40 protein-coding genes and 1 pseudogene are annotated in these 26,347 nt (G+C 55.4%); 6 read left to right on the top strand and 35 right to left on the bottom strand.

Features of this window, described 5'->3' with window-relative positions:
- Positions 1-151 precede the first annotated feature (151 nt).
- From DYL59_RS26255 to DYL59_RS26240, 4 genes are read right to left on the bottom strand one after another with little or no spacing between them, the layout of a single operon-like run.
- Positions 152-427: a type II toxin-antitoxin system RelE/ParE family toxin gene (locus DYL59_RS26255; protein ID WP_016502317.1), complete on the bottom strand. Its 276-nt coding sequence runs from the start codon at positions 425-427 to the stop codon at positions 152-154.
- Positions 427-699 carry a CopG family ribbon-helix-helix protein gene (locus DYL59_RS26250; RefSeq protein WP_016502318.1) on the bottom strand — a complete coding sequence of 91 codons (273 nt, stop codon included), beginning with the start codon at positions 697-699 and terminating at the stop codon, positions 427-429. Before DYL59_RS26250 ends, DYL59_RS26255 begins: the two co-directional genes overlap by 1 nt.
- A gap of 13 nt (positions 700-712) precedes the next feature.
- Positions 713-1,126, bottom strand: coding sequence for a hypothetical protein (locus DYL59_RS26245; RefSeq protein ID WP_033901201.1), 414 nt, complete (start codon positions 1,124-1,126; stop codon positions 713-715).
- A gap of 6 nt (positions 1,127-1,132) precedes the next feature.
- On the bottom strand, positions 1,133-1,873 hold the full coding sequence (locus tag DYL59_RS26240; protein WP_019334897.1) for a GIN domain-containing protein: 741 nt from the start codon (positions 1,871-1,873) through the stop codon (positions 1,133-1,135).
- 230 nt (positions 1,874-2,103) lie between these two features.
- Between DYL59_RS26240 and DYL59_RS26235 the strand changes: the two genes are divergently transcribed.
- From DYL59_RS26235 to tnpC, 5 genes and pseudogenes are all read left to right on the top strand, one after another.
- Positions 2,104-2,667 (top strand): recombinase family protein, encoded by a 564-nt coding sequence (locus DYL59_RS26235; protein WP_019334898.1) that lies wholly within the window; start codon positions 2,104-2,106, stop codon positions 2,665-2,667.
- A 33-nt stretch (positions 2,668-2,700) separates the two neighbouring features.
- Positions 2,701-3,165 carry a hypothetical protein gene (locus DYL59_RS26230; protein ID WP_033901202.1) on the top strand — a complete coding sequence of 155 codons (465 nt, stop codon included), beginning with the start codon at positions 2,701-2,703 and terminating at the stop codon, positions 3,163-3,165.
- A 10-nt stretch (positions 3,166-3,175) separates the two neighbouring features.
- On the top strand, positions 3,176-3,520 hold the full coding sequence (locus tag DYL59_RS26225; protein WP_033901203.1) for a hypothetical protein: 345 nt from the start codon (positions 3,176-3,178) through the stop codon (positions 3,518-3,520).
- An 85-nt stretch (positions 3,521-3,605) separates the two neighbouring features.
- Entirely contained in the window at positions 3,606-3,761 is a 156-nt protein-coding gene (locus tag DYL59_RS31450) for a hypothetical protein (RefSeq protein ID WP_156717506.1), read from the top strand.
- A pseudogene (gene tnpC / locus DYL59_RS26220) lies at positions 3,749-4,515 on the top strand (IS66 family transposase); the annotation flags it as partial. The gene DYL59_RS31450 and the pseudogene tnpC, both read left to right, overlap by 13 nt.
- 51 nt (positions 4,516-4,566) lie before the next feature.
- Here the strand turns inward: tnpC and DYL59_RS26215 are convergent.
- From DYL59_RS26215 to DYL59_RS26200, 3 genes are all read right to left on the bottom strand, one after another.
- Positions 4,567-5,004 (bottom strand): acetyltransferase, encoded by a 438-nt coding sequence (locus DYL59_RS26215; protein ID WP_014717580.1) that lies wholly within the window; start codon positions 5,002-5,004, stop codon positions 4,567-4,569.
- Between the two features lie 450 nt (positions 5,005-5,454).
- On the bottom strand, positions 5,455-6,219 hold the full coding sequence (locus DYL59_RS26210; RefSeq protein WP_135291765.1) for an SIR2 family NAD-dependent protein deacylase: 765 nt from the start codon (positions 6,217-6,219) through the stop codon (positions 5,455-5,457).
- A gap of 683 nt (positions 6,220-6,902) precedes the next feature.
- Positions 6,903-8,303: an MFS transporter gene (locus DYL59_RS26200; protein ID WP_135291764.1), complete on the bottom strand. Its 1,401-nt coding sequence runs from the start codon at positions 8,301-8,303 to the stop codon at positions 6,903-6,905.
- Between the two features lie 178 nt (positions 8,304-8,481).
- On the opposite strand from DYL59_RS26200, the gene uvrA reads away from it, so the two are divergent.
- Entirely contained in the window at positions 8,482-11,316 is a 2,835-nt protein-coding gene (uvrA, locus tag DYL59_RS26195; protein WP_135291763.1) for an excinuclease ABC subunit UvrA, read from the top strand.
- A 64-nt stretch (positions 11,317-11,380) separates the two neighbouring features.
- On the opposite strand, the gene bfr is transcribed toward uvrA, so the two are convergent.
- The 28 genes from bfr to rplD form a co-directional block, all read right to left on the bottom strand.
- On the bottom strand, positions 11,381-11,845 hold the full coding sequence (gene bfr / locus DYL59_RS26190) for a bacterioferritin (RefSeq protein ID WP_029299402.1): 465 nt from the start codon (positions 11,843-11,845) through the stop codon (positions 11,381-11,383).
- A gap of 155 nt (positions 11,846-12,000) precedes the next feature.
- Positions 12,001-13,449 (bottom strand): catalase, encoded by a 1,449-nt coding sequence (locus tag DYL59_RS26185; protein ID WP_135291762.1) that lies wholly within the window; start codon positions 13,447-13,449, stop codon positions 12,001-12,003.
- Positions 13,450-13,687: 238 nt separating this feature from the next.
- Positions 13,688-14,074: a 50S ribosomal protein L17 gene (gene rplQ, locus DYL59_RS26180; protein ID WP_003176402.1), complete on the bottom strand. Its 387-nt coding sequence runs from the start codon at positions 14,072-14,074 to the stop codon at positions 13,688-13,690.
- A 41-nt stretch (positions 14,075-14,115) separates the two neighbouring features.
- Positions 14,116-15,117, bottom strand: coding sequence for a DNA-directed RNA polymerase subunit alpha (locus DYL59_RS26175; protein WP_003176403.1), 1,002 nt, complete (start codon positions 15,115-15,117; stop codon positions 14,116-14,118).
- A 22-nt stretch (positions 15,118-15,139) separates the two neighbouring features.
- Entirely contained in the window at positions 15,140-15,760 is a 621-nt protein-coding gene (gene rpsD / locus DYL59_RS26170; RefSeq protein WP_003176404.1) for a 30S ribosomal protein S4, read from the bottom strand.
- Positions 15,761-15,778: 18 nt separating this feature from the next.
- Entirely contained in the window at positions 15,779-16,168 is a 390-nt protein-coding gene (gene rpsK, locus DYL59_RS26165) for a 30S ribosomal protein S11 (RefSeq protein ID WP_002555466.1), read from the bottom strand.
- Positions 16,169-16,198: 30 nt separating this feature from the next.
- The gene (gene rpsM / locus DYL59_RS26160; protein WP_003194635.1) at positions 16,199-16,555 is read right to left on the bottom strand and encodes a 30S ribosomal protein S13; all 357 of its coding nucleotides are present in this window, start codon (positions 16,553-16,555) and stop codon (positions 16,199-16,201) included.
- A 129-nt stretch (positions 16,556-16,684) separates the two neighbouring features.
- Entirely contained in the window at positions 16,685-16,801 is a 117-nt protein-coding gene (rpmJ, locus tag DYL59_RS26155; protein WP_002555468.1) for a 50S ribosomal protein L36, read from the bottom strand.
- 28 nt (positions 16,802-16,829) lie between these two features.
- Complete coding sequence (gene secY / locus DYL59_RS26150) at positions 16,830-18,158, bottom strand: preprotein translocase subunit SecY (protein WP_003176406.1); 1,329 nt, start codon at positions 18,156-18,158, stop codon at positions 16,830-16,832.
- Positions 18,159-18,596, bottom strand: a complete 438-nt coding sequence (rplO, locus tag DYL59_RS26145) for a 50S ribosomal protein L15 (RefSeq protein ID WP_003176407.1) — start codon at positions 18,594-18,596, stop codon at positions 18,159-18,161. It lies immediately after the preceding gene.
- Between the two features lie 3 nt (positions 18,597-18,599).
- Positions 18,600-18,776: a 50S ribosomal protein L30 gene (rpmD, locus tag DYL59_RS26140; RefSeq protein ID WP_003176408.1), complete on the bottom strand. Its 177-nt coding sequence runs from the start codon at positions 18,774-18,776 to the stop codon at positions 18,600-18,602.
- A 2-nt stretch (positions 18,777-18,778) separates the two neighbouring features.
- Entirely contained in the window at positions 18,779-19,279 is a 501-nt protein-coding gene (gene rpsE, locus DYL59_RS26135; RefSeq protein ID WP_003176409.1) for a 30S ribosomal protein S5, read from the bottom strand.
- 3 nt (positions 19,280-19,282) lie between these two features.
- Positions 19,283-19,633, bottom strand: coding sequence for a 50S ribosomal protein L18 (gene rplR / locus DYL59_RS26130; RefSeq protein WP_003186037.1), 351 nt, complete (start codon positions 19,631-19,633; stop codon positions 19,283-19,285).
- A 10-nt stretch (positions 19,634-19,643) separates the two neighbouring features.
- Positions 19,644-20,177, bottom strand: a complete 534-nt coding sequence (rplF, locus tag DYL59_RS26125; RefSeq protein WP_003176412.1) for a 50S ribosomal protein L6 — start codon at positions 20,175-20,177, stop codon at positions 19,644-19,646.
- 12 nt (positions 20,178-20,189) lie between these two features.
- Positions 20,190-20,582: a 30S ribosomal protein S8 gene (rpsH, locus tag DYL59_RS26120; RefSeq protein WP_010206883.1), complete on the bottom strand. Its 393-nt coding sequence runs from the start codon at positions 20,580-20,582 to the stop codon at positions 20,190-20,192.
- Positions 20,583-20,788: 206 nt separating this feature from the next.
- The gene (gene rpsN / locus DYL59_RS26115) at positions 20,789-21,094 is read right to left on the bottom strand and encodes a 30S ribosomal protein S14 (RefSeq protein WP_003176414.1); all 306 of its coding nucleotides are present in this window, start codon (positions 21,092-21,094) and stop codon (positions 20,789-20,791) included.
- 13 nt (positions 21,095-21,107) lie between these two features.
- Entirely contained in the window at positions 21,108-21,647 is a 540-nt protein-coding gene (gene rplE, locus DYL59_RS26110; RefSeq protein ID WP_003194642.1) for a 50S ribosomal protein L5, read from the bottom strand.
- Between the two features lie 22 nt (positions 21,648-21,669).
- A complete protein-coding gene (gene rplX / locus DYL59_RS26105) occupies positions 21,670-21,984 on the bottom strand; it encodes a 50S ribosomal protein L24 (RefSeq protein ID WP_003176416.1) in 315 nt (104 codons plus the stop codon).
- Positions 21,985-21,995: 11 nt separating this feature from the next.
- Positions 21,996-22,364, bottom strand: coding sequence for a 50S ribosomal protein L14 (rplN, locus tag DYL59_RS26100; protein WP_002555479.1), 369 nt, complete (start codon positions 22,362-22,364; stop codon positions 21,996-21,998).
- Between the two features lie 23 nt (positions 22,365-22,387).
- Entirely contained in the window at positions 22,388-22,654 is a 267-nt protein-coding gene (gene rpsQ / locus DYL59_RS26095) for a 30S ribosomal protein S17 (protein WP_003176419.1), read from the bottom strand.
- A 2-nt stretch (positions 22,655-22,656) separates the two neighbouring features.
- Complete coding sequence (gene rpmC / locus DYL59_RS26090; protein WP_002555481.1) at positions 22,657-22,848, bottom strand: 50S ribosomal protein L29; 192 nt, start codon at positions 22,846-22,848, stop codon at positions 22,657-22,659.
- Positions 22,848-23,261 carry a 50S ribosomal protein L16 gene (rplP, locus tag DYL59_RS26085; protein WP_003176421.1) on the bottom strand — a complete coding sequence of 138 codons (414 nt, stop codon included), beginning with the start codon at positions 23,259-23,261 and terminating at the stop codon, positions 22,848-22,850. Before rplP ends, rpmC begins: the two co-directional genes overlap by 1 nt.
- 12 nt (positions 23,262-23,273) lie before the next feature.
- Positions 23,274-23,960 carry a 30S ribosomal protein S3 gene (gene rpsC / locus DYL59_RS26080; protein ID WP_003176422.1) on the bottom strand — a complete coding sequence of 229 codons (687 nt, stop codon included), beginning with the start codon at positions 23,958-23,960 and terminating at the stop codon, positions 23,274-23,276.
- Positions 23,961-23,973: 13 nt separating this feature from the next.
- Entirely contained in the window at positions 23,974-24,306 is a 333-nt protein-coding gene (gene rplV, locus DYL59_RS26075) for a 50S ribosomal protein L22 (protein ID WP_003103908.1), read from the bottom strand.
- 11 nt (positions 24,307-24,317) lie between these two features.
- Complete coding sequence (gene rpsS, locus DYL59_RS26070; RefSeq protein ID WP_002555486.1) at positions 24,318-24,593, bottom strand: 30S ribosomal protein S19; 276 nt, start codon at positions 24,591-24,593, stop codon at positions 24,318-24,320.
- Between the two features lie 16 nt (positions 24,594-24,609).
- A complete protein-coding gene (gene rplB, locus DYL59_RS26065) occupies positions 24,610-25,434 on the bottom strand; it encodes a 50S ribosomal protein L2 (RefSeq protein WP_003186055.1) in 825 nt (274 codons plus the stop codon).
- A 14-nt stretch (positions 25,435-25,448) separates the two neighbouring features.
- Positions 25,449-25,748, bottom strand: coding sequence for a 50S ribosomal protein L23 (rplW, locus tag DYL59_RS26060; protein ID WP_002555488.1), 300 nt, complete (start codon positions 25,746-25,748; stop codon positions 25,449-25,451).
- Positions 25,745-26,347 (bottom strand): 50S ribosomal protein L4, encoded by a 603-nt coding sequence (gene rplD / locus DYL59_RS26055; protein ID WP_003176424.1) that lies wholly within the window; start codon positions 26,345-26,347, stop codon positions 25,745-25,747. The genes rplW and rplD overlap by 4 nt, the downstream gene beginning before the upstream one ends.

Genomic DNA, 26,347 nt, shown 5'->3' with positions numbered 1-26,347 from the left:
ATCTATAGCCCCCTAGACTGGGCGAATTAGCACAGGAGGTTGGCCTTGGATTAGGGGAGCCTACAGAATTCGGAAAAAATCGTACGCTAAGGTTTTCTGATCAGTCGTAGGCTCGCCAGTTTGATGTATTCCGTTCCTGGCCCAGCCAAACCTATCGGTCTTCGCGGGTGTGCCACAGGCGCAGTAGGTAGATAGTGGAATCCACTATCTCGTAACGCATCTCGTAATGGCCGATCTGAATTCGGCGCACATCCCGTGGATCGAATTCTTCCAGGCGTTCGCCAATGCGCGGGTTGGCCAGCAGCGTGGAAGGTGCGGCTGTGAGTTGCTGCACTGTTCGTGCGGCGGCAGGCTGATTCACCGACGCCAGAAACTCATACAACCGGGCAATGTCGGAAAGCGCCTTGCTTGTCCACTTCAACTCCATCAGCGCGGTACCGGCAACGGAGTGTCAGTGCTGAGGCTTTCAGCCCAGGCCTGGACAGCTTGATGATCGATCACGCGACCAGCATCCACATCGGCCAATGCCTCACGGGTCAGGCGACTACGTTCTTCTTCCTGGTCTATCCAGGCGGCCAGAGCCTGCTTGACGATCCAGTTCTTGGAGCGTTCCAGGCGCTCAGCCATCAAATCGACCTTTTCGGCCAGTTGCACAGGGACGTGAGCCGTGACGGATCGGGTTTTCGCGGTGGTTGCCATGATGGGGTTACTCCTAATCAATGGTAGGTACAAGGTGCATGCTCTGCCGGCGTTCAGTAACCGCCGCTTCCGATGCCATCCGGCGCAGAGTGACGGCATGTTCGCTGGCCTGGCGGGCACCGGCCTCATCGCCATTAGTTTTGAGCTTGTTGGCCTGCCATTCAGACGCTTCAGCGCCGGCAAGTAACGACGTGGCCAGCGTTACTTTTGGACGAGACTTTTCACGCTGCTCCTGCGCGCCTCGCTGACGTTCGACAACCTGCGCGGCCTCGTTGGCCGTGATACGCAAGTTGGTGCGAGCAATGTCAAAGCCGCCATCGGCGTTTGTGGCCTCGGGCGCTTCGAGGCAGGTTTGCATCGAATCCACTGCCGTCAACAGCTTGTCGATCTGCTGCAACAGCTCGGTTCGTTCTTGGTCATTCTTCATGGAGCGTCACTTCTTCTTGAACTTGATGTCGCCTGAGCCGGCAACGGAATGGTCGCGGGTCGGCGGGTTACCGCGCACCACGATGTCACCGGAACCCGCCACGCGTGCCTTCACTGAGTCGCTGACATAGGCGTCGATATCACCGGAGCCGACTACCGACAGTTTGGCGGACGTAGCGACCAGCTCGCTGGCGTCCACGTCGCCCGAACCGGCTATCTCGGCGTCCAGAAGACCCACGCGACCAAAGGCCGTGATATCGCCCGAACCTTGGATGCCTAGATCGAGGACGGTCTGCTGAAGGTCGTACAGGGTCACGTCGCCACTGCCCTTGATGCGGATACTGGGGGCTTCAGGCAATGCGATTCCAACGATGCTTCGCCCCTTGGACTGCATAGTGACGCCGCCGTGGCGTCCACCGACATTGATCGTTCCGCCCACGAAAATGTTGCCGGTACCAGAAACGTGAATATTGCCCCCATAGCCGCTAATGGAAATGCCCTCCTGCTCGATGATCAGCTTGTCACCCTCGAAGCGGGTCTTGATGTTACGAATGGCTTCCACGTTTTCCCCTGCCACGACCAGGTGCGCTGATGACGAGCGAAAGAACACAACATCAACCGCCCCCTTGATCACAATTTTGCTAACTGGGTGGATGGGGCGCTCTTCCTTCTCGTAGTTGGCAGCACGCTCCCATGCGGAATCGCGATGGTTGGCATCCTGGTGCGTCAAAGGGCTGGATTGGCTCATCATCTATCCTTTGTGATTTATTTTGAGTGACTTTGCCATAGCTCGACTCAGGGTTAATCATAGTGAATAATAATGAGCTGTCAATCGATCCGTCAGGTTGGGCTATGCCCTAACCTGACGTCAGGACAGCCTACCCAGAAACGTCCGGATAGACTCCATCGCTTAATTTATTGACACAAGCTACGCAAGGTCATAGATTTATTCCTGACACTTTTCTGTTTGGGGGCATCTTGCAAGGTCAACGTATCGGCTACGTCCGGGTCAGCAGCTTCGACCAAAACCCGAAGCGGCAACTGGAACAGGTCGAAGTCGGAAAGGTATTCACCGACAAGGCATCGGGCAAGGACACCCAGCGCCCAGAACTTGACTCGCTGCTGGCCTTCGTGCGCGAAGGAGATACGGTGGTGGTGCACAGCATGGATCGCTTGGCCCGCAACCTCGATGACCTGCGCCGCCTTGTGCAAAAGCTGACCAGGCGCGGTGTGCGCATCGAGTTCGTCAAAGAATGCCTGACCTTCACCGGTGAGGATTCGCCGATGGCAAACTTGATGTTGTCGGTCATGGGCGCGTTCGCCGAGTTCGAGCGAGCATTGATCCGCGAGCGACAGAGGGAAGGCATCGCGCTCGCCAAACAGCGCGGAGCATACAGGGGCCGCAAGAAAGCGCTTTCGCCCGAACGCGCCGCTGAACTTCTGCAACGCGTCAAGGCCGGCGAGCAAAAGGCAAAGCTGGCCCGTGAATTTGGCATCAGCCGCGAAACGTTGTACCAGTACCTGCGCGAAATTGGAGCTTAACGTGCTTTATTTTCCGTTTTCTGAGACGACCCCTTGAAGCTCTTTCGAGAAGCTGGCCGCGCTTGGAATGCAACCACCTTGGAAGAGATGGGAGATCACCTTTTCAATTTCTGTGTAACCAATTCCTCGTTGCGGGACTGGATACTGCAATCAAAAGATGAAAAGGGGGATGCGGCTTTTCATAGTGCTTGGAGGGAAAAGGCGGATGGGCTGTTTGGCGAATGTGCCGATATAGCTAACGCCTCGAAGCACCTGGTGGTAAAGCCTGTTTCGGTCAGTGTTGGAAATCAGAAACTGTCCGCGTTAGGCCCAAATGGTGTGATCGAAGGACTTGAGAAAGAACGGCAAGCCTTTAGCATCGTTCGGTCAAGCGGCGAGGACATAGACCTGTTCATGTTTTTCTTCAAGATTTGCCGGGCATGGGAAGAGCATTTTGAAAATGATCCAACCCTTGATGCGCTCCCCTTCCATGGTGAGTTTTTGCTCACGACTGTCTAGGAAAACACTCATGAACGATATGCCCCAAGGTCACTCACCAGCCCACGATCGCAAGATTCGCTTCGGCTACGTCGTCGCTGCCAAGCTCACTTCCAGGCACTGCCTCATGGGGGTGCATGAGGACAAAGAGGTTGCTGATGCCCATCGCGACCGATTGCAGGCTTACCACGACGCCAAGCCCGAACTCGGTAATGTGGGCCAGATCAGCATCGATGACGCCTTCACCCGACGCGAGGCGTTGGCAGCATGGCGAAAAAATCATCCGTTCAGCACCTCTCTGGATCATTTTAAATGCTATGAAGTGCTCGTTGTGCCCTGGCTTGATCCGGCCATTCTGACCAATTCCGTCATCTAATCTGATCACGGAAAACGTGCGCAGCATCGCGAAACGGCTTAGGGTGTCATTTCGCCTCCAGCCGGAACCGACCTCAGGTAGACCCATGATTGATGACAGCTCCGAAAAAATAGTGATCGATGCCGGCCTGTTTAGATTTCCCGGGCAGGACTTGATGAAGAACATCAATAAGGCCTACACGCTGTATTACGACGAAACGAACAATAACCGAAGCCTAAACGGCCAGCCGAAGCGTCAGTGATCATCGAGTTGCCCATGCCGGCGCAGGTTATCGACAAAGGTATTCCGACAGCAGGCTTGCTGGCCCAAGTAATGGTGGCCAAGTTTGCCGATCACTTGCCACTGTACCGGCAGGAGAAAATCTTTGGTCGTGCCGGACTGACAATCGCTCGCTCGACCTTGGCCCGATGGGTTGGACAGACCGGCATGCGACTCCAGCCGCTGGTCGATGCGCTGCGTGAAGCTGTGCTGAACCAGGGCGTGATTCACGCTGATGAAACGCCTGTGCAAATGCTTGCGCCGGGAGAGAAGAAAACCCACCGGGCCTACGTCTGGGCCTACAGCACTACGCCGTTTTCGGCGCTCAACGCGGTGGTTTACGACTTCAGCCCAAGCCGTGCTGGCGAACATCCGCGCAACTTCTTGGGTGACTGGAACGGCAAGCTGGTCTGCGATGATTTCGCTGGCTACAAGGCTGGATTTGAGCAAGGCATCACTGAAATCGGCTGCATGGCCCACGCCCGTCGCAAGTTTTTCGATCTGCACGTGACGAACAAAAGTCAGCTGGCCGAACACTCGGACGTTCGAACTGGTTATTTGCCGGGTCGCTACGTAGCGGTAAGCGGGCGGCTGCAATCATGAGCCTGATCCAGTCGGCGCGTATGAATGGACATGATCCCTATGCCTATCTCAAGGATGTGCTGACACGGTTGCCGACACAGCGAGCCAGTGAGGTCGGGCAATTGCTACCGAATCAATGGATGCCGTCCTACTGAATAATGAATCGCCCCGAAGCAGAAGCGTAGGAGCGATTCACTACTACAGCTCTAGCCGGGCAGGCTCAAGTGCAGCAAGGGGAAGGGGCGGCCCTCGCCATCCAGCGGAGAACGACCTGTTTGAACAAAACCGTAATGTAAATAGAACCCTACCGCTTCGGGGTTCTGTTCATTCACATCAACACTCATCTGACTGCGCGAACTGCGGGCATGATCCAGCAGTGCGCGGCCAATCCCTTTCCCTCGCAGATCTGGTTCGATGAAGAGCATCTCTACATGATTTTCATTGAGCCCGATGAACCCTAGCGGGCAGTCCTCGGCATCTACCGCAACCCATAGTTCGACAGCGGGTAGGTAAATATCGCGGAGCTGAGGGAGTAATGCCTCAATATCGGATTCTTGCAGGAAGTGATGTGTGGCGCGAACGGAGCGCAGCCAGATGTTGAGCAGTTGCGGATGGTCGGCGTTAGTAGCCTGACGAATGATCATAGAATCATCCTTAACACTTGATATCGGAAATGAGGCGCGCTACTAGATAGCGACCGTATAAGTGGCGGCAACTGTATGACCGCTTCGCGATTTAACGCCTGGGCGGTTCACGGCAGAGGTAGCCGGAAAGGAGGGAGGAATGACGATACTGAGAGGCTTTTGGGGTCTCAATAAAAAATTACGGAAGGGATTGTGGATGAAGCATACCTGACAGATGGTGGCCGGGCCGGTAGGGATCTCACGCGGGACGCTAGAACCGGATGATGTCAGGAGCTTATGGTGACTTACCCGGACGCTTACCCAATATCCTCACTCGATGACACTCAGACGGCCCAAGTGGTTGACTGCTTTGGGTCGACCTTAACCAGTTATGGATACGATGTACACTGGTCAAGTCCGATGCAAACGCCTGGTCAAGTCGAATGCAAATGGGTGGTCAAGTCCATGCAATTACGCATCACTCTCCAAAAATTCAGAAAGTTGCGCGAGAACACCTGTCGCATTACCGATCAGCATGATCTCGTTGTGTTCCCCCAGACTTACATCTTCCGTATTCACATGAATTAATAAAGCGCCCGACGCCAAAGCGAGCCTCGGAATATCTGCGGCAGGTGTGACAATCCCGGATGTGCCTACAGATATCAGGATGTCGCAGCCTCGCACCAATGACATCGCAGACTTCCAAACATCTCTCGACAGATCCTCTCCATACCAAACCACTCCTGGGCGCAGTTTGCCACCGCATCGTCTGCAGCGTGGCGGTTCGATCAACGCGCCTTCAACGGGTACAGCTAATTGATCCTGCGCCAGCTCTGCGGGTCGATGACAAGCGAAACACTTTGGGGTAGCCAGACTGCCATGCAAATGAAGGACACCATGAGACCCGGCCCGCTCATGCAGATCGTCAACATTCTGAGTGATGATAGAAACGGTACGCCCCGTTGCCGCCATTTGACAGAATGCTCGGTGCGCAACATTGGGCTGCGACCGAGCCACTTGTTGTCGCCGCCACAAGTACCACCCCCAAACCAGACGAGGATTCTCTCGAAAGGCCTTCGCGGTCTCCAGCTTCTCAGGGTCATACTGTGACCAAAGCCCGGCCAGCGGGTCTCGGTACGTAGAGATTCCGCTTTCAGCCGAAATCCCAGCGCCGGAGAAGCAGGTAATAGTTCTGGCTTTCAGTAACGATATCTTCGCTCGTTCCTGGGCTAGCATGTGCCCCTCAGATGGTTTGGCTCAAATAATGAAACAGGCTTCCGCGCCTTCATCAGGGCACCGCCGCATAGAGGTATGGCTCATTCGGATCGATCACGCGATTGGATACCCGAGGTATGTGAGCACGAAGCCGCTGCTCTGAGTACCAGATCTGACGAGTTTTCCTCTTCCACGAATCGAGATCACCAAGCTTATAGGTGCCCATCGACGCCTCATAGATCACTGCTCCTTGATCGGTCCCAATCCCTCGATAACAATTCTCTGAATAAGCTCATCCAAGCACCAGTGCTCCCGACCGGTCAGGTTCGGTGGACATAACATCTGCACTGCCTCAATGGCGACATCTTGGGCGAGAGAGAGATAGTGCTGCAGCTAGGAAGCGCAACGAGTCAATACACCTCTGTTGCGCCTGCTTGTGAACGGAGGTAATCGTTGGGAGAAAGCATAAACCATCTACCTCGCAATTCATCCATACGCGTACATCGCGGCTCTTATGACCAAGCACGTAAATCACTGTTTACACAATTGCGAGTGAGTCGGCCGCCTGACAAGGCTTAAGGGAGAATAAATCGCCCAAACATAACTTGAGACAAAGGCCTTTCGGAAAAATCAATTGGCCCTTGCCAGTTTTGACCAGTCCAGGATTGGCCTTTGAACGCTATTTTGACCAAAATAAATTGGCCCTAGCCATAAGCTGGGCGCGCGGTTGGCACTGGGTTGACCAGTTGCTCAAGCGTCGCGCGATCCAATAGTTCGGTGTCCAATTTGATGTAAATGGCCGCTTCTTCAGCAACCACGACTGCATCGGTTACCCCAACGACTGCCTTCAGGCGCTCTACCAGACCGCTTTCGCGGATCGCCTCGGGCGATAGCGGCAAACGCAGACTTGTGACGTAGGGAGGTTCGCGCATGGTAACAGCAAAGGCGAGCCAGAGGGCAGCCAGACCTGAGCATCCCAGGAACACAACCGACAAACCGCCATGCTGAAACATCCAGCCACCCATGATGCCGCCCAGTGCAGAACCCAGGAACTGGCTGGTGGAATACACCCCCATCGCCGTGCCCTTGCCACCGGCCGGTGAAACTTTACTGATCAGCGAAGGCAGCGAAGCCTCCAGCAGGTTGAACGCGGTAAAAAACACCACGGTGCCGATTACGAGTGCCCGCAGGCTGTCGCCGAACTGCCAGAAGAATAGCTCAGTGAGCATCAGCGTCGTGACGGCGCCAAGAAGAACTCGTTTCATTTTGCGTTTCTTCTCGCCATAGATGATGAACGGGATCATGGCGAAGAACGAAATCAACAACGCAGTGAGGTAGACCCACCAGTGCTGCTCCTTGGGCAGCCCGGCTTTTTCCACCAGGGCCAGGGGCAAGGCGACGAAGCTGCACATCAACATTGCGTGCAACACGAAGATACCTAAATCCAGGCGCAGCAGGTCGGGGTGCTTGAGCGTCGGCAACAATGCCTTGCGCGCAACGCCCGACTCGCGGTGCTGCAGCGTACCGGTGGAACGCGGCACCATGAAGGCCACGATCACAATGCCGAACAACGCCATGCCGCCGGTGGCCAGGAATAACCCGTGCAAGCCAAACGCGCGGGTCAGCAAGGGGCCCACCACCATGGCCACGGCAAACGACAGGCCGATGGTCATGCCGATCATGGCCATGGCCTTGGTGCGGTGTTGTTCGCGGGTAAGGTCCGACAGCAATGCCATGACCGCAGCGGAAATCGCTCCGGCGCCCTGTAGGACACGACCGGCGATCACGCCCCAGATGGAATCCGATTGGGCGGCAAGCACACTGCCAAGGGCAAACACGATCAGCCCGAGGTAAATCACCGGACGACGGCCAATTCGGTCGGAAATGATCCCGAACGGAATCTGGAACAGCGCCTGGGTCAGGCCATAGGCACCAATGGCCAGGCCGATCAAGGCAGGGGTTGCGCCGGCGAGATCCATCCCATAGGTCGCCAGTACCGGCAACACCATGAACATGCCAAGCATACGGAAGGCGAACACCAGGGCCAGACCGCTTGCCGCTCGGGTCTCGCCGCTACTCATGCGTTCGCTGTGGGGATCGTGCATGGAAAAACCTCGTGTGAACCGGCGGCGATTCTACCAGTCCCATCGATTGAGAGGGTATATGCGGCGGTTTGCCGCGCAGCTTTCATGTAAGGCTGCAAGCGGCCTTTTGACAGTGTATATTCATCCAGTCTTTAGCCGTATACTCCGGCATTATTTACGCCCGCCGTGCGAGGCCATCTTGGACAAGATCCTGATTCGTGGGGCTAGAACCCACAACCTGAAGAACATCGACCTGACCCTGCCCCGGGACAAGCTGATCGTCATCACCGGCTTGTCCGGCTCCGGCAAATCGTCCCTGGCGTTCGACACGCTGTATGCCGAAGGCCAGCGTCGCTATGTGGAATCCCTGTCGGCCTATGCCCGCCAGTTCCTGTCGATGATGGAAAAGCCCGACGTCGACACCATCGAAGGCCTGTCGCCGGCGATCTCCATCGAGCAAAAGTCGACCTCCCACAACCCGCGTTCCACCGTGGGCACCATTACCGAAATCTACGACTACCTGCGCCTGCTGTACGCGCGCGTGGGTATTCCCCGTTGCCCGGACCACGACATTCCACTGGAAGCCCAGACCGTCAGCCAGATGGTTGACCTGGTGCTGGCCCAGCCGGAAGGCGCCAAGCTGATGTTGTTGGCCCCAGTGATTCGCGAGCGCAAGGGCGAACACCTTTCCGTCTTCGAAGAGTTGCGCGCCCAGGGTTTTGTACGCGCACGCATCAACGGCAAGCTCTACGAGCTGGACGAAGCACCGAAGCTCGACAAACAGAAGAAGCACTCCATTGATGTGGTGGTCGACCGCTTCAAGGTGCGCGCAGACCTGCAACAGCGCCTGGCGGAGTCGTTCGAGACCGCTCTGAAACTGGCAGACGGCATTGCCCTGGTGGCGCCGATGGATGATGAGCCCGGCGAAGAGATCATCTTCTCTGCACGCTTTGCCTGCCCGATCTGTGGGCATGCCATCAGTGAACTGGAGCCCAAGCTGTTCTCCTTCAACAACCCGGCCGGTGCTTGCCCGACTTGTGATGGCCTGGGGGTCAAACAGTTCTTCGACATCAAGCGGCTGGTCAATGGTGAGCTGACCTTGGCGGAGGGCGCGATTCGCGGCTGGGACAGGCGTAACGTCTATTACTTCCAGATGCTCGGGTCCTTGGCGTCCCACTACAAGTTCAGCCTGGAAGTCCCCTTCAACCAACTGCCGGCGGATCAGCAAAAAGTCATCTTGCATGGCAGCGGTTCGCAGAACGTTGACTTCAAGTACCTGAACGACCGTGGCGATATCGTCAAGCGCTCCCACCCGTTCGAAGGCATCGTGCCGAACCTGGAGCGTCGCTACCGCGAGACCGAATCGGCCAGCGTGCGCGAAGAACTGGCCAAATTCCTCAGCACCCAGCCGTGCCCGGATTGCCGTGGCACTCGCCTGCGGCGTGAGGCGCGGCATGTGTGGGTGGGCGAGAAGACATTGCCAGCGGTGACCAATCTGCCGATTGGCGATGCCTGTGAATACTTTGGCGTGCTCAAGCTGACCGGGCGCCGGGGGGAAATTGCCGACAAGATCCTCAAGGAAATTCGCGAGCGACTGCAGTTCCTGGTTAACGTCGGCCTGGATTACCTGTCGCTGGATCGCAGCGCGGATACGCTGTCCGGCGGTGAAGCCCAGCGCATTCGACTGGCCAGCCAGATTGGTGCAGGTCTTGTGGGCGTGCTGTACATCCTTGATGAACCGTCGATTGGCTTGCACCAACGGGACAACGATCGCCTGCTCGGCACACTGAAACACCTGCGGGACATCGGCAACACGGTGATCGTGGTCGAGCACGATGAGGACGCGATTCGCCTGGCCGATTACGTGGTGGATATCGGCCCGGGCGCGGGCGTACATGGCGGGCATATTGTTGCCGAAGGTACGCCGGCCGAGGTCATGGCACACCCCGATTCCTTGACGGGTAAATACCTGTCTGGTCGCGTGAAAATTGAAGTGCCGGCCAAGCGCACACCGCGCAACAAGAAGCTGGCATTGCACCTCAAAGGCGCGCGGGGCAACAACCTGCGCAATGTTGACCTGGAGATCCCGCTGGGTCTGCTCACCTGTGTGACCGGAGTTTCCGGCTCAGGCAAGTCGACACTGATCAACAACACGCTGTTCCCATTGAGTGCCACCGCCCTGAACGGCGCAACGACCCTTGAAGCCGCGGCACACGACAGCATCAAGGGGCTTGAGCATCTGGATAAAGTGGTCGATATCGACCAGAGCCCTATCGGCCGTACACCACGCTCAAACCCGGCAACCTACACCGGGTTGTTCACGCCGATTCGAGAGTTGTTCGCTGGCGTACCGGAATCCCGCTCGCGAGGCTATGGGCCAGGTCGGTTCTCGTTCAACGTCAAGGGCGGGCGCTGCGAAGCGTGCCAGGGCGATGGCTTGATCAAGGTGGAAATGCACTTCCTGCCGGATATCTACGTGCCGTGCGACGTATGCAAGAGCAAGCGTTATAACCGAGAAACCCTGGAGATCAAGTACAAGGGCAAGAGCATCCACGAAACCCTCGAGATGACCATCGAGGAAGCCCGGGTGTTCTTCGACGCGGTTCCGGCACTGGCGCGCAAGCTGCAGACCTTGATGGATGTGGGCCTGTCGTATATCAAGCTGGGGCAATCGGCGACCACGTTGTCCGGCGGCGAAGCGCAACGGGTGAAGCTGTCGCGTGAGTTGTCCAAGCGTGATACCGGCAAGACGCTGTATATCCTGGATGAGCCTACAACGGGCCTTCACTTCGCCGATATTCAGCAACTGCTGGACGTGTTGCATCGCCTACGCGACCACGGCAACACCGTGGTGGTAATTGAGCACAACCTGGATGTGATCAAGACTGCCGACTGGCTGGTGGACCTCGGGCCGGAAGGTGGTTCCAAAGGTGGACAGATCATCGCGGTAGGCACGCCGGAGCAGGTTGCCGAGATGCCACAATCCCATACCGGTTACTACTTGAAACCCTTGCTGGAACGCGACCGGGCCTGATTTAGCGGGCCAATGAAAAGCCCCTGTCACTTTGCAGTGAAAGGGGCTTTTTTGTAGCCGGGAATCAGAACTGCGATTGCAGGTAATTCTCCAGGCCAATCAGCTTGATCAGGCCCAACTGTTTTTCCAACCAGTAGGTGTGATCCTCTTCGGTGTCATTCAACTGCACGCGCAGAATTTCACGGGTGACATAGTCATTGTGCTTCTCGCAGAGCTCGATGCCCTTGCAGAGTGCCGCACGCACCTTATATTCCAGACGCAGGTCGCTGGCGAGCATCTCAGGCACTGTGGTGCCAGTGTCCAGGTCGTCGGGACGCATGCGCGGCGTGCCTTCGAGCATCAGGATACGGCGCATCAATGCGTCGGCGTGCTGTGCCTCTTCTTCCATTTCGTGATTGATACGTTCATAGAGCTCAGTAAAGCCCCAGTCTTCGTACATGCGCGAATGGATGAAATATTGGTCACGAGCTGCCAGTTCGCCCGTCAGCAACGTGTTGAGGTAATCGATTACGTCGGGGTGACCTTGCATCGCCCTACATCTCCCTGCTTGAAAGTCTGTAGTTTGAACCATGATGACTCGGAGGTCACGGGATCAACGGCAGAAAAGTGAAGATTTCCTGAGAAAAGTAGCTGAAATAACGCAAAAACCGCCCAAATGAGGGCGGTTCTGCTTATCGTTTAGAGTCAGTTAAGCGATACACCCAGTGCCTTTGCGATTGCTTCTCCATAAGCCGGGTCGGCCTTGTAGAAGTGCTGCAACTGGCGCTGAACCACATCACTGGACACCCCACCCATCGCGCCGGCGATATTACTGGTGAGCAGAGCTTTCTGCTCATCATTCATCAGGCGAAACAGCGCTCCGGCGTGGCTGTAATAATCCGTATCTTCACGATGATCGTAACGATCAGCGACACCGCTCAGGGCCAGGGAAGGCTCTGCGTACTGCGGCGCTTGCTTTGGTGCGTCCGAGTAGCTGTTAGGTTCATAGTTAGGTGCTGCACCACCATTACTGCCGAAAGCCATCGAACCATCACGCTGGTAGCTATTCACGGCGTTACGTGGAGCGTTTACCGGCAACTGTTGGTGATTGGTACCAACGCGGTAGCGGTGGGCATCTGCGTAGGCAAACACGCGGCCTTGCAGCATACGGTCCGGCGACAGACCAACACCTGGCACCATGTTGCTTGGGCCGAATGCAGCTTGCTCAACTTCTGCAAAGTAGTTCTGTGGATTACGGTTGAGTTCCAGTTCACCAACTTCGATCAGTGGGAACTCCTTTTGCGACCAGGTTTTGGTCACGTCAAAGGGGTTCTCATAATGAGCGTTGGCCTGAGCTTCAGTCATGATCTGGATGCAAACCCGCCATTTGGGGAAATCACCGCGCTCAATCGCCCCAAACAAATCGCGCTGCGCGTAGTCAGGGTCAGTACCCGCCAGGCGTGCTGCTTCGGCTGGCGCCAGGTTCTTGATACCTTGCTTGGTCTTGTAGTGCCACTTTACCCAATGACGCTCGCCCTTGGCGTTGATCAGGCTGTAAGTGTGGCTACCAAAGCCGTGCATGTGACGGTAGCCATCAGGAATGCCACGGTCCGAAAACAGGATGGTGACCTGGTGCAGTGCCTCTGGGGAGTGAGACCAGAAGTCCCACATCATCTGTGCGCTTTTCAGATTGCTTTGCGGCAGGCGTTTCTGGGTGTGGATGAAGTCGGGGAATTTCAGTGGGTCGCGAATGAAGAACACAGGGGTATTGTTACCCACGATGTCCCAGTTGCCTTCTTCGGTATAGAACTTCAGGGCGAAACCGCGTGGATCGCGCTCGGTATCAGCCGAGCCACGCTCACCACCTACCGTGGAAAACCGTAGGAATGTCGGGGTTTGCTTGCCAACAGACTCGAACAACTTGGCGCTGGTGTACTGGGTAATGTCCTTGGTCACGGTGAACGTACCGTAGGCACCTGAACCTTTAGCGTGCACACGGCGCTCAGGAATATTTTCACGGTTGAAGTGAGCAAGCTTCTCGATCAGGTGAAAGTCGTCGAGCAGCAACGGGCCACGGGGGCCAGCGGAGCGGGAATTCTGGTTGTCCGCAACGGGAGCACCGCTGGCGGTCGTAAGGATTTTATTCTGGCTCATGTGCGTATTCCTCAGGTCGGGCTTGGAACTGCCGGCTAATCGGCTTGGTGGAGAGTATTGATCATCAACATGACGCCCACAAATTCATTAAATTGCGAACATCAATAGAAAATTACTACCAACAACTCCATTGACCATAGTGACGAGCACCGCCTGGGGAAGCTTGTACGAATCGCGCTTTTGTTACGCGCACAAAAAACCGGGCACTAGGCCCGGTTCTTCGTTGCAGACTGTCGTCTTACTCGGCGCTTACAGCTTCGCCAGCAGTAGCACGATCAACCAACTCGACGTACGCCATAGGCGCGTTGTCGCCAGCGCGGAAACCGCACTTGAGGATGCGCAGGTAGCCACCCTCACGGGTAGCGTAACGCTTGCCCAGGTCGTTGAAGAGCTTACCAACGATAGCTTTCGAACGAGTACGGTCGAAAGCCAGACGGCGGTTAGCCAGGCTGTCTGTCTTGGCCAAAGTGATCAGCGGCTCAGCAACGCGACGCAGTTCTTTAGCTTTCGGCAGTGTAGTTTTGATCAGCTCGTGCTCGAACAGCGACACCGCCATGTTTTGGAACATGGCCTTGCGGTGCGAGCTGGTACGGCTCAGGTGACGACCACTTTTACGATGACGCATGGTTCATTCCTTACCAAACTCACGTTCGGTGATTACGACGATCAGGCAGTCGCCTTGTCGTCCTTCTTAAGACTTGCAGGCGGCCAGTTGTCGAGGCGCATGCCGAGGGACAGACCGCGGGAGGCCAGAACGTCCTTGATTTCAGTCAAGGATTTCTTGCCCAGGTTCGGAGTCTTCAACAGTTCTACTTCGGTACGCTGAATCAGGTCGCCGATGTAGTAAATGTTTTCCGCCTTAAGGCAGTTAGCCGAACGTACAGTCAGTTCCAGATCGTCAACCGGGCGAAGCAGGATCGGATCGATCTCGTCTTCCTGCTCGATTACCACTGGTTCGCTGTCACCTTTGAGGTCGACGAACGCAGCCAACTGCTGTTGCAGAATGGTTGCAGCGCGGCGGATAGCCTCTTCAGGATCCAGAGTACCGTTGGTTTCCAGATCAATAACCAGCTTGTCCAGGTTAGTACGCTGCTCGACACGGGCGTTTTCCACCACGTATGCGATACGGCGAACCGGGCTGAACGAAGAGTCAAGCTGCAAGCGACCAATGCTGCGGCTTTCGTCTTCATCGCTCTGACGCGAGTCGGCCGGTTCATAACCACGACCACGAGCTACGGTGAGCTTCATGTTCAGGGCGCCGTTAGACGCCAGGTTAGCGATTACGTGATCGGGGTTAACGATCTCGACATCATGATCCAGCTGAATATCGGCAGCGGTAACCACCCCCGAACCCTTCTTCGACAAGGTCAGCGTAACTTCGTCACGGCCGTGCAGCTTGATAGCCAGACCTTTAAGGTTCAACAGGATTTCAATTACGTCTTCCTGTACACCTTCGATGGCGCTGTACTCGTGGAGCACACCGTCAATCTCGGCCTCGACTACTGCACAGCCGGGCATTGAGGACAACAGGATGCGGCGCAGCGCGTTGCCCAGGGTGTGGCCAAAACCACGCTCGAGAGGCTCGAGAGTGATTTTGGCGCGGGTTGGACTGACAACCTGCACATCAATGTGGCGGGGTGTCAGGAACTCATTTACCGAAATCTGCATGGATGCACCTATTTTCTAGCCCTTACTTGGAGTAGAGCTCGACAATCAGGCTTTCGTTGATGTCGGCGGACAGATCACTGCGAGCAGGAACGTTCTTGAAAACGCCCGACTTCTTCTCAGTGTCTACTTCTACCCATTCTACGCGGCCACGTTGGGCACACAGATCGAGAGCTTGGACAATGCGAAGTTGGTTTTTTGCTTTCTCGCGAACTGCGACCACGTCACCAGCACGAACCTGGTAGGACGGAACGTTTACGGTCTGACCGTTAACGCTGATCGACTTGTGCGATACCAGCTGACGGGATTCGGCACGAGTCGAACCAAAGCCCATACGGTATACAACGTTGTCCAGACGGCATTCGAGCAGTTGCAGCAGGTTTTCACCGGTTGCACCTTTCTTGCCAGCAGCTTCTTTGTAGTAGCCGCTGAACTGACGCTCGAGAACGCCGTAGATACGACGGACCTTCTGCTTTTCACGCAGTTGGGTGCCGTAATCGGACTGGCGACCGCGGCGTTGGCCGTGGATACCAGGTGCTGCTTCAATGTTGCACTTCGATTCGATCGCGCGCACGCCGCTCTTCAGGAAGAGATCGGTGCCTTCGCGACGAGCGAGTTTGCATTTTGGACCAATGTAACGAGCCATTCTTTACAATCTCCTGGATTACACGCGGCGCTTCTTCGGCGGACGGCACCCGTTGTGCGGGATTGGCGTCACGTCGGTGATGCTGGCGATCTTATAGCCACAGCCGTTCAAAGCACGGACAGCAGACTCACGACCTGGACCTGGACCTTTGACGTTAACGTCGAGGTTTTTCAGGCCATATTCCAGCGCAGCTTGACCAGCACGTTCAGCAGCTACTTGAGCAGCAAACGGGGTGGACTTGCGGGAACCGCGGAAACCCGAACCACCGGAGGTAGCCCAAGAAAGCGCGTTACCTTGACGGTCGGTGATGGTCACGATGGTGTTGTTAAAAGAAGCATGGATGTGGGCGATGCCATCAACCACTGTCTTTTTAACTTTTTTACGAGGACGAGCAGCAGGTTTTGCCATGATAATTTTCCTGTCGATTCGCTGGGGCGATTACTTGCGGATCGGCTTACGCGGACCTTTACGGGTACGCGCGTTAGTCTTGGTACGCTGACCGCGTACTGGAAGACCACGACGATGACGCAGACCGCGATAGCAACCGAGGTCCATCAAACGCTTGATTTTCATGTTGATTTCGCGACGCAGGTCACCTTCAGTGGTGAACTTCGCCACTTCGCCACGCAGCTGTTCAATCTGCTCGTCGCTCAGATCCTTGATCTTAGCGGCTGGGTTTACCCCAGCAACTGCGCAAATTTTCTGCGCAGTAGTGCGACCAACACCATAGATGTAGGTCAGCGAGATAACAGTGTGCTTGTTATCTGGAATGTTAACGCCTGCAATACGGGCCATTCAGTGGGACTCCAATTGACAGCTACCTACGCCCCGGAAGCCAAGAAATAGGGCGCGAGATAATATCGCTGTAATAACAAATAATCAACCCGGCAGCGCACTAGCTGCCGGGCTTCAAGCGGATCACACTCAGCCTTGGCGCTGTTTGTGACGCGGTTCCGCGCTGCAAATTACTCGAACAACACCTTCGCGGCGAATAATCTTGCAGTTACGGCACAGCTTTTTCACCGATGCACGAACTTTCATCACCAACTCCTCGAACCTTATGGGGTACTCAGCGCAACATGCCGCTGCCGTAGCCCTTCAGGTTGGCTTTCTTCATCAGGGATTCGTACTGGTGCGAAACGAGGTGCGATTGTACTTGGGACATGAAGTCCATCACAACCACGACCACGATCAGCAACGAGGTCCCGCCAAGGTAGAACGGAACGTTTGCTGCAACCACCAGGAACTGGGGCAGCAAGCACACGGCCGTCATATATAGAGCACCGAACAGGGTCAAACGAGTCAGAACGCCATCAATGTAGCGTGCCGACTGCTCACCTGGACGGATGCCCGGAATAAAGGCACCGGACTTCTTCAGGTTTTCCGCTACGTCTTTCGGATTGAACATCAACGCCGTATAGAAGAAGCAGAAGAAAATAATCCCTGCACTAAACAGCAGAATATTCAACGGCTGACCAGGAGCGATCGACTGAGAGAGGTCCTGCAGCCAGCCCATATTTTCAGACTGACCAAACCAGGTACCCAACGAAGCCGGAAACAGCAAAATGCTGCTCGCGAAAATTGCCGGGATAACACCGGCCATATTCACTTTCAGCGGCAAGTGGCTGGTCTGCGCAGCAAAGACCTTACGGCCCTGCTGACGCTTGGCGTAGTGAACAGCAATACGACGCTGGCCACGCTCAATGAACACCACAAAACCGATAATCGCTACTGCCAGCAAACCGATGGCAACCAGGGCAAAGATATTGATATCACCCTGACGTGCAGACTCGAAAGACTGCCCGATTGCTCTCGGAAGACCGGCGACGATACCTGCGAAAATCAACATCGAGATACCGTTACCAACACCACGCTCAGTAATCTGCTCACCCAGCCACATCATGAACATCGCACCAGCCACAAACGTGGATACCGCGACGAAATGGAAGCCAAAGTCACCAGTGAACGCAACACCCTGCCCTGCCAGGCCAACGGACATGCCGATAGCTTGAACCAGGGCGAGGATGACAGTGCCGTAGCGGGTGTACTGGCTAATCTTGCGACGGCCAGCTTCACCTTCCTTCTTCAACTGCTCCAACTGCGGGCTGACGGCGGTCATCAACTGCATGATGATCGATGCCGAAATGTACGGCATGATCCCCAGTGCAAAGATGCTCATCCGCTCCAGCGCGCCGCCGGAAAACATGTTGAACAAGCTAAGAATGGTCCCCTCATTCTGTCGAAACAGGTCTGCGAGTCGGTCCGGGTTGATACCTGGAACCGGGATGTGTGCGCCTATTCGGTAGACGATAATCGCCAGGAACAGAAAACGCAGACGAGCCCAAAGTTCAGACATACCGCCTTTGCCGAGCGCTGAGAGAGCACCTTGCTTAGCCATTTATTCCTCGAACTTGCCGCCAGCTGCTTCGATAGCCGAACGCGCACCTTTGGTGGCGCCGATTCCCTTGCCGATAGTGACAGCGCGAGTCACTTCACCGGACAGCATGATTTTCACACGCTGTACGTTGACGTTGATCACGTTGGCATCTTTCAGGGTCTGCACAGTAACGATATCGCCTTCCACTTTAGCCAGCTCGGACAGACGCACTTCTGCGCGATCCATGGCCTTCAGGGAAACGAAACCGAACTTAGGCAGGCGACGATGCAGCGGCTGTTGACCGCCTTCAAAGCCTGGAGCAATGGTGCCACCGGAGCGGGAGGTTTGACCTTTGTGGCCACGGCCACCAGTCTTACCCAAACCGCTACCGATACCACGGCCCGGACGATGCTTTTCGCGACGGGAACCCGGCGCTGGACTCAGATCATTGAGTTTCATCGATTAACCCTCTACACGCAGCATGTAGTAAGCCTTGTTGATCATCCCGCGATTCTCGGGAGTATCCTGGACTTCTACAGTGTGACCGATGCGACGCAGACCCAAACCTTTAACGCACAGTTTGTGGTTAGGGATGCGGCCGGTCATGCTTTTGATCAGCGTTACTTTAACGGTAGCCATGATCAGAAGATCTCCTTGACAGTCAGACCACGCTTAGCAGCGATGGACTCAGGAGATTGCATAGCTTTCAAACCTTTGAAAGTGGCGTGAACCACGTTTACCGGGTTAGTCGAGCCGTAGCACTTGGCCAGAACGTTCTGAACGCCAGCAACTTCGAGGACAGCACGCATAGCGCCGCCAGCGATGATACCGGTACCTTCAGAAGCAGGCTGCATGTACACCTTCGAAGCGCCATGGGCGGACTTCATTGCGTACTGCAGAGTGGTGCCGTTCAGATCAACTTGGATCATGTTGCGACGAGCAGCTTCCATTGCCTTCTGGATCGCAGCAGGCACTTCACGCGACTTGCCACGGCCGAAGCCAACACGGCCCTTACCATCACCAACCACGGTCAACGCGGTGAAAGTGAAGATACGGCCGCCTTTAACGGTTTTGGCTACGCGGTTAACTTGAACCAGCTTCTCAATGTAGCCTTCGTCGCGCTTTTGGTCGTTATTTGACATAACTTAGAACTCCAGCCCAGCTTCACGAGCAGCATCAGCCAGCGCTTTCACGCGACCGTGGTACTTGAAGCCAGAGCGGTCGAAAGCCACTTGCGAGACGCCAGCGGCCTTAGCACGCGTAGCGACCAGCTGGCCAACCTTAGTGGCCGCGTCGATGTTGCCAGTGGCACCATCACGCAGTTCTTTATCCAAAGTCGAGGCGCTTGCCAGGACTTTGTTGCCGTCGGCCGAGATGACCTGGGCGTAGATGTGCTGCGACGAGCGGAACACGCAGAGACGCACGACTTCGAGTTCGTGCATTTTCAGGCGTGCTTTGCGAGCGCGACGCAGTCGAGTAACTTTTTTGTCGGTCATTTGCTATGCCCTACTTCTTCTTGGCTTCTTTACGACGGACGACTTCGTCCGCGTAGCGCACACCTTTGCCTTTGTACGGCTCTGGTGGACGGAAGTCGCGGATCTCAGCGGCCACTTGACCTACCAGCTGCTTATCGATGCCCTTGATCAGGATATCGGTTTGGCTAGGGGTCTCAGCGGTGATGCCTTCCGGCAGTTCGTAATCCACTGGGTGCGAGAAGCCAAGGGCCAGGTTCAAAACCGTGCCTTTTGCTTGCGCTTTGTAACCAACACCGACCAGCTGGAGCTTACGCTCGAAGCCTTGGCTTACGCCTTGGACCATGTTGTTTACCAACGCACGCGTGGTACCGGCCATTGCGCGAGTTTGTTGATCGCCATTGCGAGCAGCGAAACGCAGCTCACCAGCTTCTTCAACGATCTCAACGGACGAATGGATGTTCAGTTCAAGAGTACCCTTGGCACCCTTCACCGAAAGCTGTTGGCCTGCGAATTTGACTTCGACACCGGCTGGCAGCTTAACGGGGTTCTTAGCGACGCGAGACATGCTTATCCCCCCTTAGAACACAGTGCAAAGAACTTCGCCGCCGACACCGGCAGCGCGCGCAGCACGATCCGTCATCACACCTTTGTTGGTGGAGACGATAGACACGCCCAGACCGCCACGAACTTTCGGCAGATCTTCAGCGGACTTGTACTGACGCAGGCCTGGACGGCTAACGCGCTTCACTTCCTCGATGACCGAACGGCCTTCGAAGTACTTCAGCTCGATGGACAGCAGTGCTTTAACATCGCTGCTGATCTGATAACCCGCAATGTAGCCTTCGTCTTTCAGGACTTTGGCAACAGCTACCTTCAACTTGGAAGATGGCATGCTTACGACGGACTTTTCAGCCATCTGGGCATTACGGATACGAGTTAGCATGTCCGCTAACGGGTCCTGCATACTCATGGGCTAGACGCTCCTAATACAAAAAAATTAGCCTTGCGGCTACATATGTCGCCGAGAATCTCCGGGTAAAAAACACGGGCTCAGGCGAGCCGCGTATTTTAGACACACTCCGGAAATGAAACAAGCCCCAAAAGGGGCTTGTTCCAGATTCAAGGTCACCGGCGGTCGTTATCTTGCGAAACCAACCACCAGGACGTTGAAAGTACTTACCAGCTGGCTTTAACCAGACCTGGTACGTCACCACGCATTGCCGCTTCACGCAGTTTGTTACGGCCGAGGCCGAACTTGCGGTAAACGCCGTGTGGACGACCGGTCAGGCGGCAGCGGTTACGCATGCGCGAAGCGCTTGCGTCACGTGGCTGCTTCTGCAGAGCAACTGTTGCTTCCCAACGCGCTTCTGGACTTGCGTTCAGATCAACGATGATTGCTTTCAGTGCTGCACGCTTCTTGGCGTACTTGGCAACCGTGAGCTGACGTTTCAGCTCGCGGTTTTTCATGCTCATCTTGGCCATGGTCCTACTCCAATCAGTTGCGGAACGGGAATTTGAAAGCACGCAACAGGGCGCGACCTTCATCATCGTTCTTGGCAGTGGTGGTCAGGGTGATGTCCAGACCGCGGAGAGCATCGATCTTGTCGTAGTCGATTTCCGGGAAGATGATCTGCTCTTTCACGCCCATGCTGTAGTTACCACGACCATCGAAGGACTTGGCATTCAGGCCGCGGAAGTCGCGAACCCGAGGCAGGGAGATCGACAGCAGACGATCCAGGAATTCATACATACGCTCACGGCGCAGGGTCACTTTGACGCCGATCGGCCAACCTTCACGGACTTTAAAGCCAGCGATGGATTTGCGAGCGTAGGTCACAACGACTTTCTGGCCGGTGATCTTTTCCAGGTCAGCAACAGCGTGCTCGATGACTTTTTTGTCGCCGATCGCTTCGCCCAAACCCATGTTCAGGGTGATTTTGGTAACGCGCGGAACTTCCATCACGTTCCCAAGCTTAAGTTCTTCCTTAAGCTTAGGGGCGATTTCCTTCCGGTAAATCTCTTGTAGTCGTGCCATGGTCTAATCTACCTAGCAGTGTTCAAGCATCAACCGCTTTTTGGGTCGACTTGAAGACACGAATTTTCTTACCGTCTTCTACTTTGAAACCAACGCGGTCAGCCTTGTTGGTTTCGCCGTTGAAGATGGCGACGTTAGAAGCGTCCAGCGGAGCTTCTTTCTCGACGATACCGCCCTGCACGCCCGACATCGGGTTAGGCTTGGTATGACGCTTAACCAGGTTCAGACCACCGATAACCAGACGGTTATTAGCGAGAACCTTAAGCACCTTACCGCGCTTACCTTTGTCTTTGCCGGCGATCACGATGATCTCGTCGTCACGACGAATCTTTTGCATGTCGGATCTCCTTACAGCACTTCTGGGGCGAGCGAGACGATCTTCATGAACTTCTCAGTACGAAGTTCACGGGTCACTGGCCCAAAGATACGGGTGCCGATCGGCTCTTGCTTGTTGTTCAGAAGAACAGCAGCGTTGCCATCAAAGCGGATAATGGAGCCATCAGCACGACGTACGCCGTGACGAGTGCGGACTACAACAGCAGTCATCACTTGGCCTTTTTTCACTTTACCGCGAGGAATTGCTTCCTTCACGGTAACTTTGATGATGTCACCGATACCAGCGTAACGACGATGGGAGCCACCCAGCACCTTGATGCACATAACACGGCGAGCGCCGCTGTTATCGGCCACATCGAGCATGGATTGAGTCTGAATCATATAATTTCTCCGACCCCTAGTCCTTAGACTTCCACAGCGCGTTCGAGAACATCAACCAGTGCCCAAGACTTGGTCTTGGCCAGCGGACGAGTTTCACGAATAGTGACTTTGTCGCCGATGTGGCACTGATTGGTTTCGTCGTGCGCGTGCAGCTTAGTCGAACGCTTAACATATTTACCGTAGATCGGGTGCTTAACGCGACGCTCGATCAAAACGGTGATGGTTTTGTCCATCTTGTCGCTGACAACACGGCCAGTCAGCGTACGGACAGTCTTTTCGGCTTCAGCCATGATCACTTACCTGCCTGCTGGTTGAGCACAGTCTTCACGCGAGCGATGTCACGCTTAACTTGCGAGAGCAGATGAGACTGCCCCAACTGGCCAGTTGCTTTCTGCATACGCAGATTGAACTGGTCGCGCAGCAAGCCGAGCAGTTGCTCGTTCAGCTGCTGTGCGGATTTTTCACGAAGTTCATTCGCTTTCATCACATCACCGTCCGTTTAACAAAGGAGGTGGCGAGCGGCAGCTTTGCAGCAGCCAGGGCGAAAGCCTCACGCGCCAGCTCTTCAGAAACACCCTCGATTTCATACAGGACTTTGCCTGGCTGAATCTGGGCTACCCAGTATTCCACGTTACCCTTACCTTTACCCATCCGCACTTCGAGAGGCTTCTTGGAGATCGGCTTGTCCGGGAATACACGGATCCAGATCTTGCCGCCACGTTTTACGTGACGGGTCAGAGCACGACGCGCTGACTCGATCTGACGAGCGGTGAGACGACCACGAGCTACAGACTTCAGCGCGAACTCGCCGAAGCTGACTTTGCTACCGCGCTGAGCCAGACCACGGTTGTGGCCTGTCATCTGCTTGCGGAACTTCGTACGCTTAGGTTGCAACATTTGGCGTACCCCTTACTTAGCAGCTTTTTTACGAGGCGCTGGTGCTTGTGGTTTCAGTTCTTCTTGGCGACCACCAATTACTTCGCCTTTGAAGATCCAAACCTTTACACCGATCACACCGTAAGTGGTGTGAGCTTCGTAGTTGGCATAGTCGATGTCGGCACGCAGGGTGTGCAGTGGCACACGACCTTCGCGATACCATTCAGTACGTGCGATTTCAGCACCGCCGAGACGACCGCTCACTTGGATTTTGATGCCTTTGGCACCAATGCGCATGGCGTTCTGTACGGCGCGCTTCATAGCGCGACGGAACATTACGCGACGCTCCAGCTGCTGAGCTACGCTCTGCGCAACCAGCATACCGTCGAGCTCCGGCTTGCGGATCTCTTCGATATTGATGTGCACAGGCACACCCATTTGCTTGGTCAGGTCCTGACGCAGTTTCTCAACATCTTCACCTTTCTTCCCGATAACGATACCTGGACGAGCGGTGTGGATGGTGATACGTGCAGTTTGGGCCGGACGATGGATATCGATACGGCTTACGGACGCGCTTTTTAGTTTGTCTTGGAGATACTCACGCACCTTCAGATCAGCGAACAAGTAGTCCGCATAAGTCCGACCGTCTGCGTACCAGACGGAGGTGTGCTCCTTGACGATTCCCAGGCGAATGCCAATGGGATGTACTTTCTGACCCATCTCTTCGACTCCGTTACTTGTCAGCAACCTTGACAGTGATATGGCAAGACCGCTTGACGATGCGATCAGCACGGCCTTTGGCTCGTGGCATGATGCGCTTCAGCGAACGCCCTTCGTTGACGAAAACGGTGCTGACCTTCAGGTCATCAACGTCTGCGCCTTCGTTATGCTCGGCGTTGGCTACGGCCGACTCCAGCACTTTCTTCATGATCTCGGCGGCTTTCTTACTGCTGAAAGCCAACAGGTTGAGCGCTTCGCCCACCTTCTTCCCGCGGATCTGGTCGGCGACCAAGCGGGCTTTCTGGGCGGAGATTCGAGCGCCCGACAACTTAGCGGCTACTTCCATTTCCTAACCCCTTAACGCTTGGCTTTCTTGTCAGCCACGTGCCCACGATAAGTGCGGGTACCGGCGAACTCGCCCAGTTTGTGGCCGACCATGTCTTCGTTAACGAGAACTGGGACGTGTTGACGACCGTTGTGTACTGCGATGGTCAGACCGACCATTTGTGGCAGGATCATCGAACGACGCGACCAGGTCTTAACTGGTTTGCGATCGTTCTTTTCCGCCGCCACTTCGATCTTCTTCAGTAGGTGAAGATCAATAAAAGGACCTTTTTTCAGAGAACGTGGCACTGTCGTATCCCTCTATTTACTTGCGACGACGGACGATCATTTTGTCGGTACGCTTATTACCACGAGTCTTCGCGCCCTTAGTCGGGAAGCCCCATGGCGATACCGGATGACGACCACCAGAGGTACGACCTTCACCACCACCGTGTGGGTGGTCAACCGGGTTCATGGCAACACCACGAACGGTTGGGCGAACGCCACGCCAGCGTTTGGCACCAGCTTTACCCAGCGAACGCAGGCTATGCTCGGAGTTCGAGACTTCGCCCAGGGTCGCGCGGCATTCAGCCAGCACTTTACGCATCTCACCAGAACGCAGACGCAGGGTCACGTAGACACCTTCACGAGCGATCAGCTGAGCCGAAGCACCAGCGGAACGAGCGATTTGCGCGCCTTTACCTGGCTTCAATTCGATGCCGTGTACGGTGCTACCAACTGGAATGTTACGCAGTTGCAGAGCGTTGCCCGGCTTGATCGGTGCCAGAGCACCTGCGATCAGCTGGTCGCCAGCACTCACGCCTTTAGGGGCGATGATGTAGCGACGCTCGCCATCTGCGTACAGCAGCAGAGCGATGTGAGCAGTACGGTTTGGATCGTATTCGATACGCTCGACAGTGGCAGCGATGCCATCTTTGTCGTTACGACGGAAGTCGACCAGACGATAATGCTGCTTATGGCCACCACCGATGTGACGAGTGGTAATACGACCATTGTTGTTACGACCACCAGACTTCGATTTTTTCTCGAGCAGCGGTGCGTGAGGAGCGCCTTTATGCAGCTCCTGGTTGACCACCTTGACCACAAAACGGCGGCCAGGGGAAGTCGGTTTGCATTTAACGATTGCCATGATGCACCCCTTCCTTACTCAGCACTGCTGCTGAAATCGAGATCTTGGCCTGGCTGAAGGGAGATAACTGCCTTCTTCCAGTCATTACGCTTGCCCAGACCGCGAGCAGTGCGCTTGCTCTTACCCAGAACGTTCAGGGTAGTAACACGCTCTACTTTCACGCTGAACAGGCTTTCGACGGCCTTCTTGATTTCCAGCTTGGTTGCGTCAGTTGCAACCTTGAAAACGAACTGGCCTTTCTTGTCAGCCAGAACCGTAGCCTTTTCGGAAACGTGCGGGCCAAGCAGAACTTTAAATACGCGTTCCTGGTTCATCCCAGCAGCTCCTCGAATTTCTTCACGGCCGACACGGTGATCAACACCTTGTCGTATGCGATCAGACTAACTGGATCGGAACCTTGCACGTCACGTACATCAACGTGTGGCAGGTTACGAGCAGCCAGGTACAGGTTCTGATCAACAGCTTCCGACACGATCAAAACGTCGGTCAGGCTCATGTTGTTCAGTTTGCCCAGCAGATCTTTGGTTTTCGGGCTTTCAACAGCGAAGTCCTGAACCACGACCAGACGGTCAGTACGCACGAGTTCAGCAAGGATGGAGCGCAGAGCTGCGCGATACATCTTCTTGTTGAGCTTCTGCGAGTGATCCTGCGGACGAGCTGCGAAAGTGGTACCGCCGCCACGCCAGATTGGGCTACGGATAGTACCGGCACGAGCACGGCCAGTACCTTTCTGACGCCAAGGGCGCTTACCGCCACCACGTACGTCGGAACGGGTCTTTTGCTGCTTGCTACCTTGACGGCCGCCGGCCATGTAGGCCACGACTGCTTGGTGAACCAGCGTCTCGTTGAATTCGCCGCCAAATGTCAGTTCGGAAACTTCGATCGCTTGAGCGTCATTTACATTTAATTGCAT

The sequence above is a fragment of the Pseudomonas kairouanensis genome, from assembly GCF_004682055.1.
Classification (GTDB): Bacteria; Pseudomonadota; Gammaproteobacteria; order Pseudomonadales; family Pseudomonadaceae; genus Aquipseudomonas; species Aquipseudomonas kairouanensis.
This window is presented reverse-complemented; position numbering and strand designations above follow the sequence as displayed.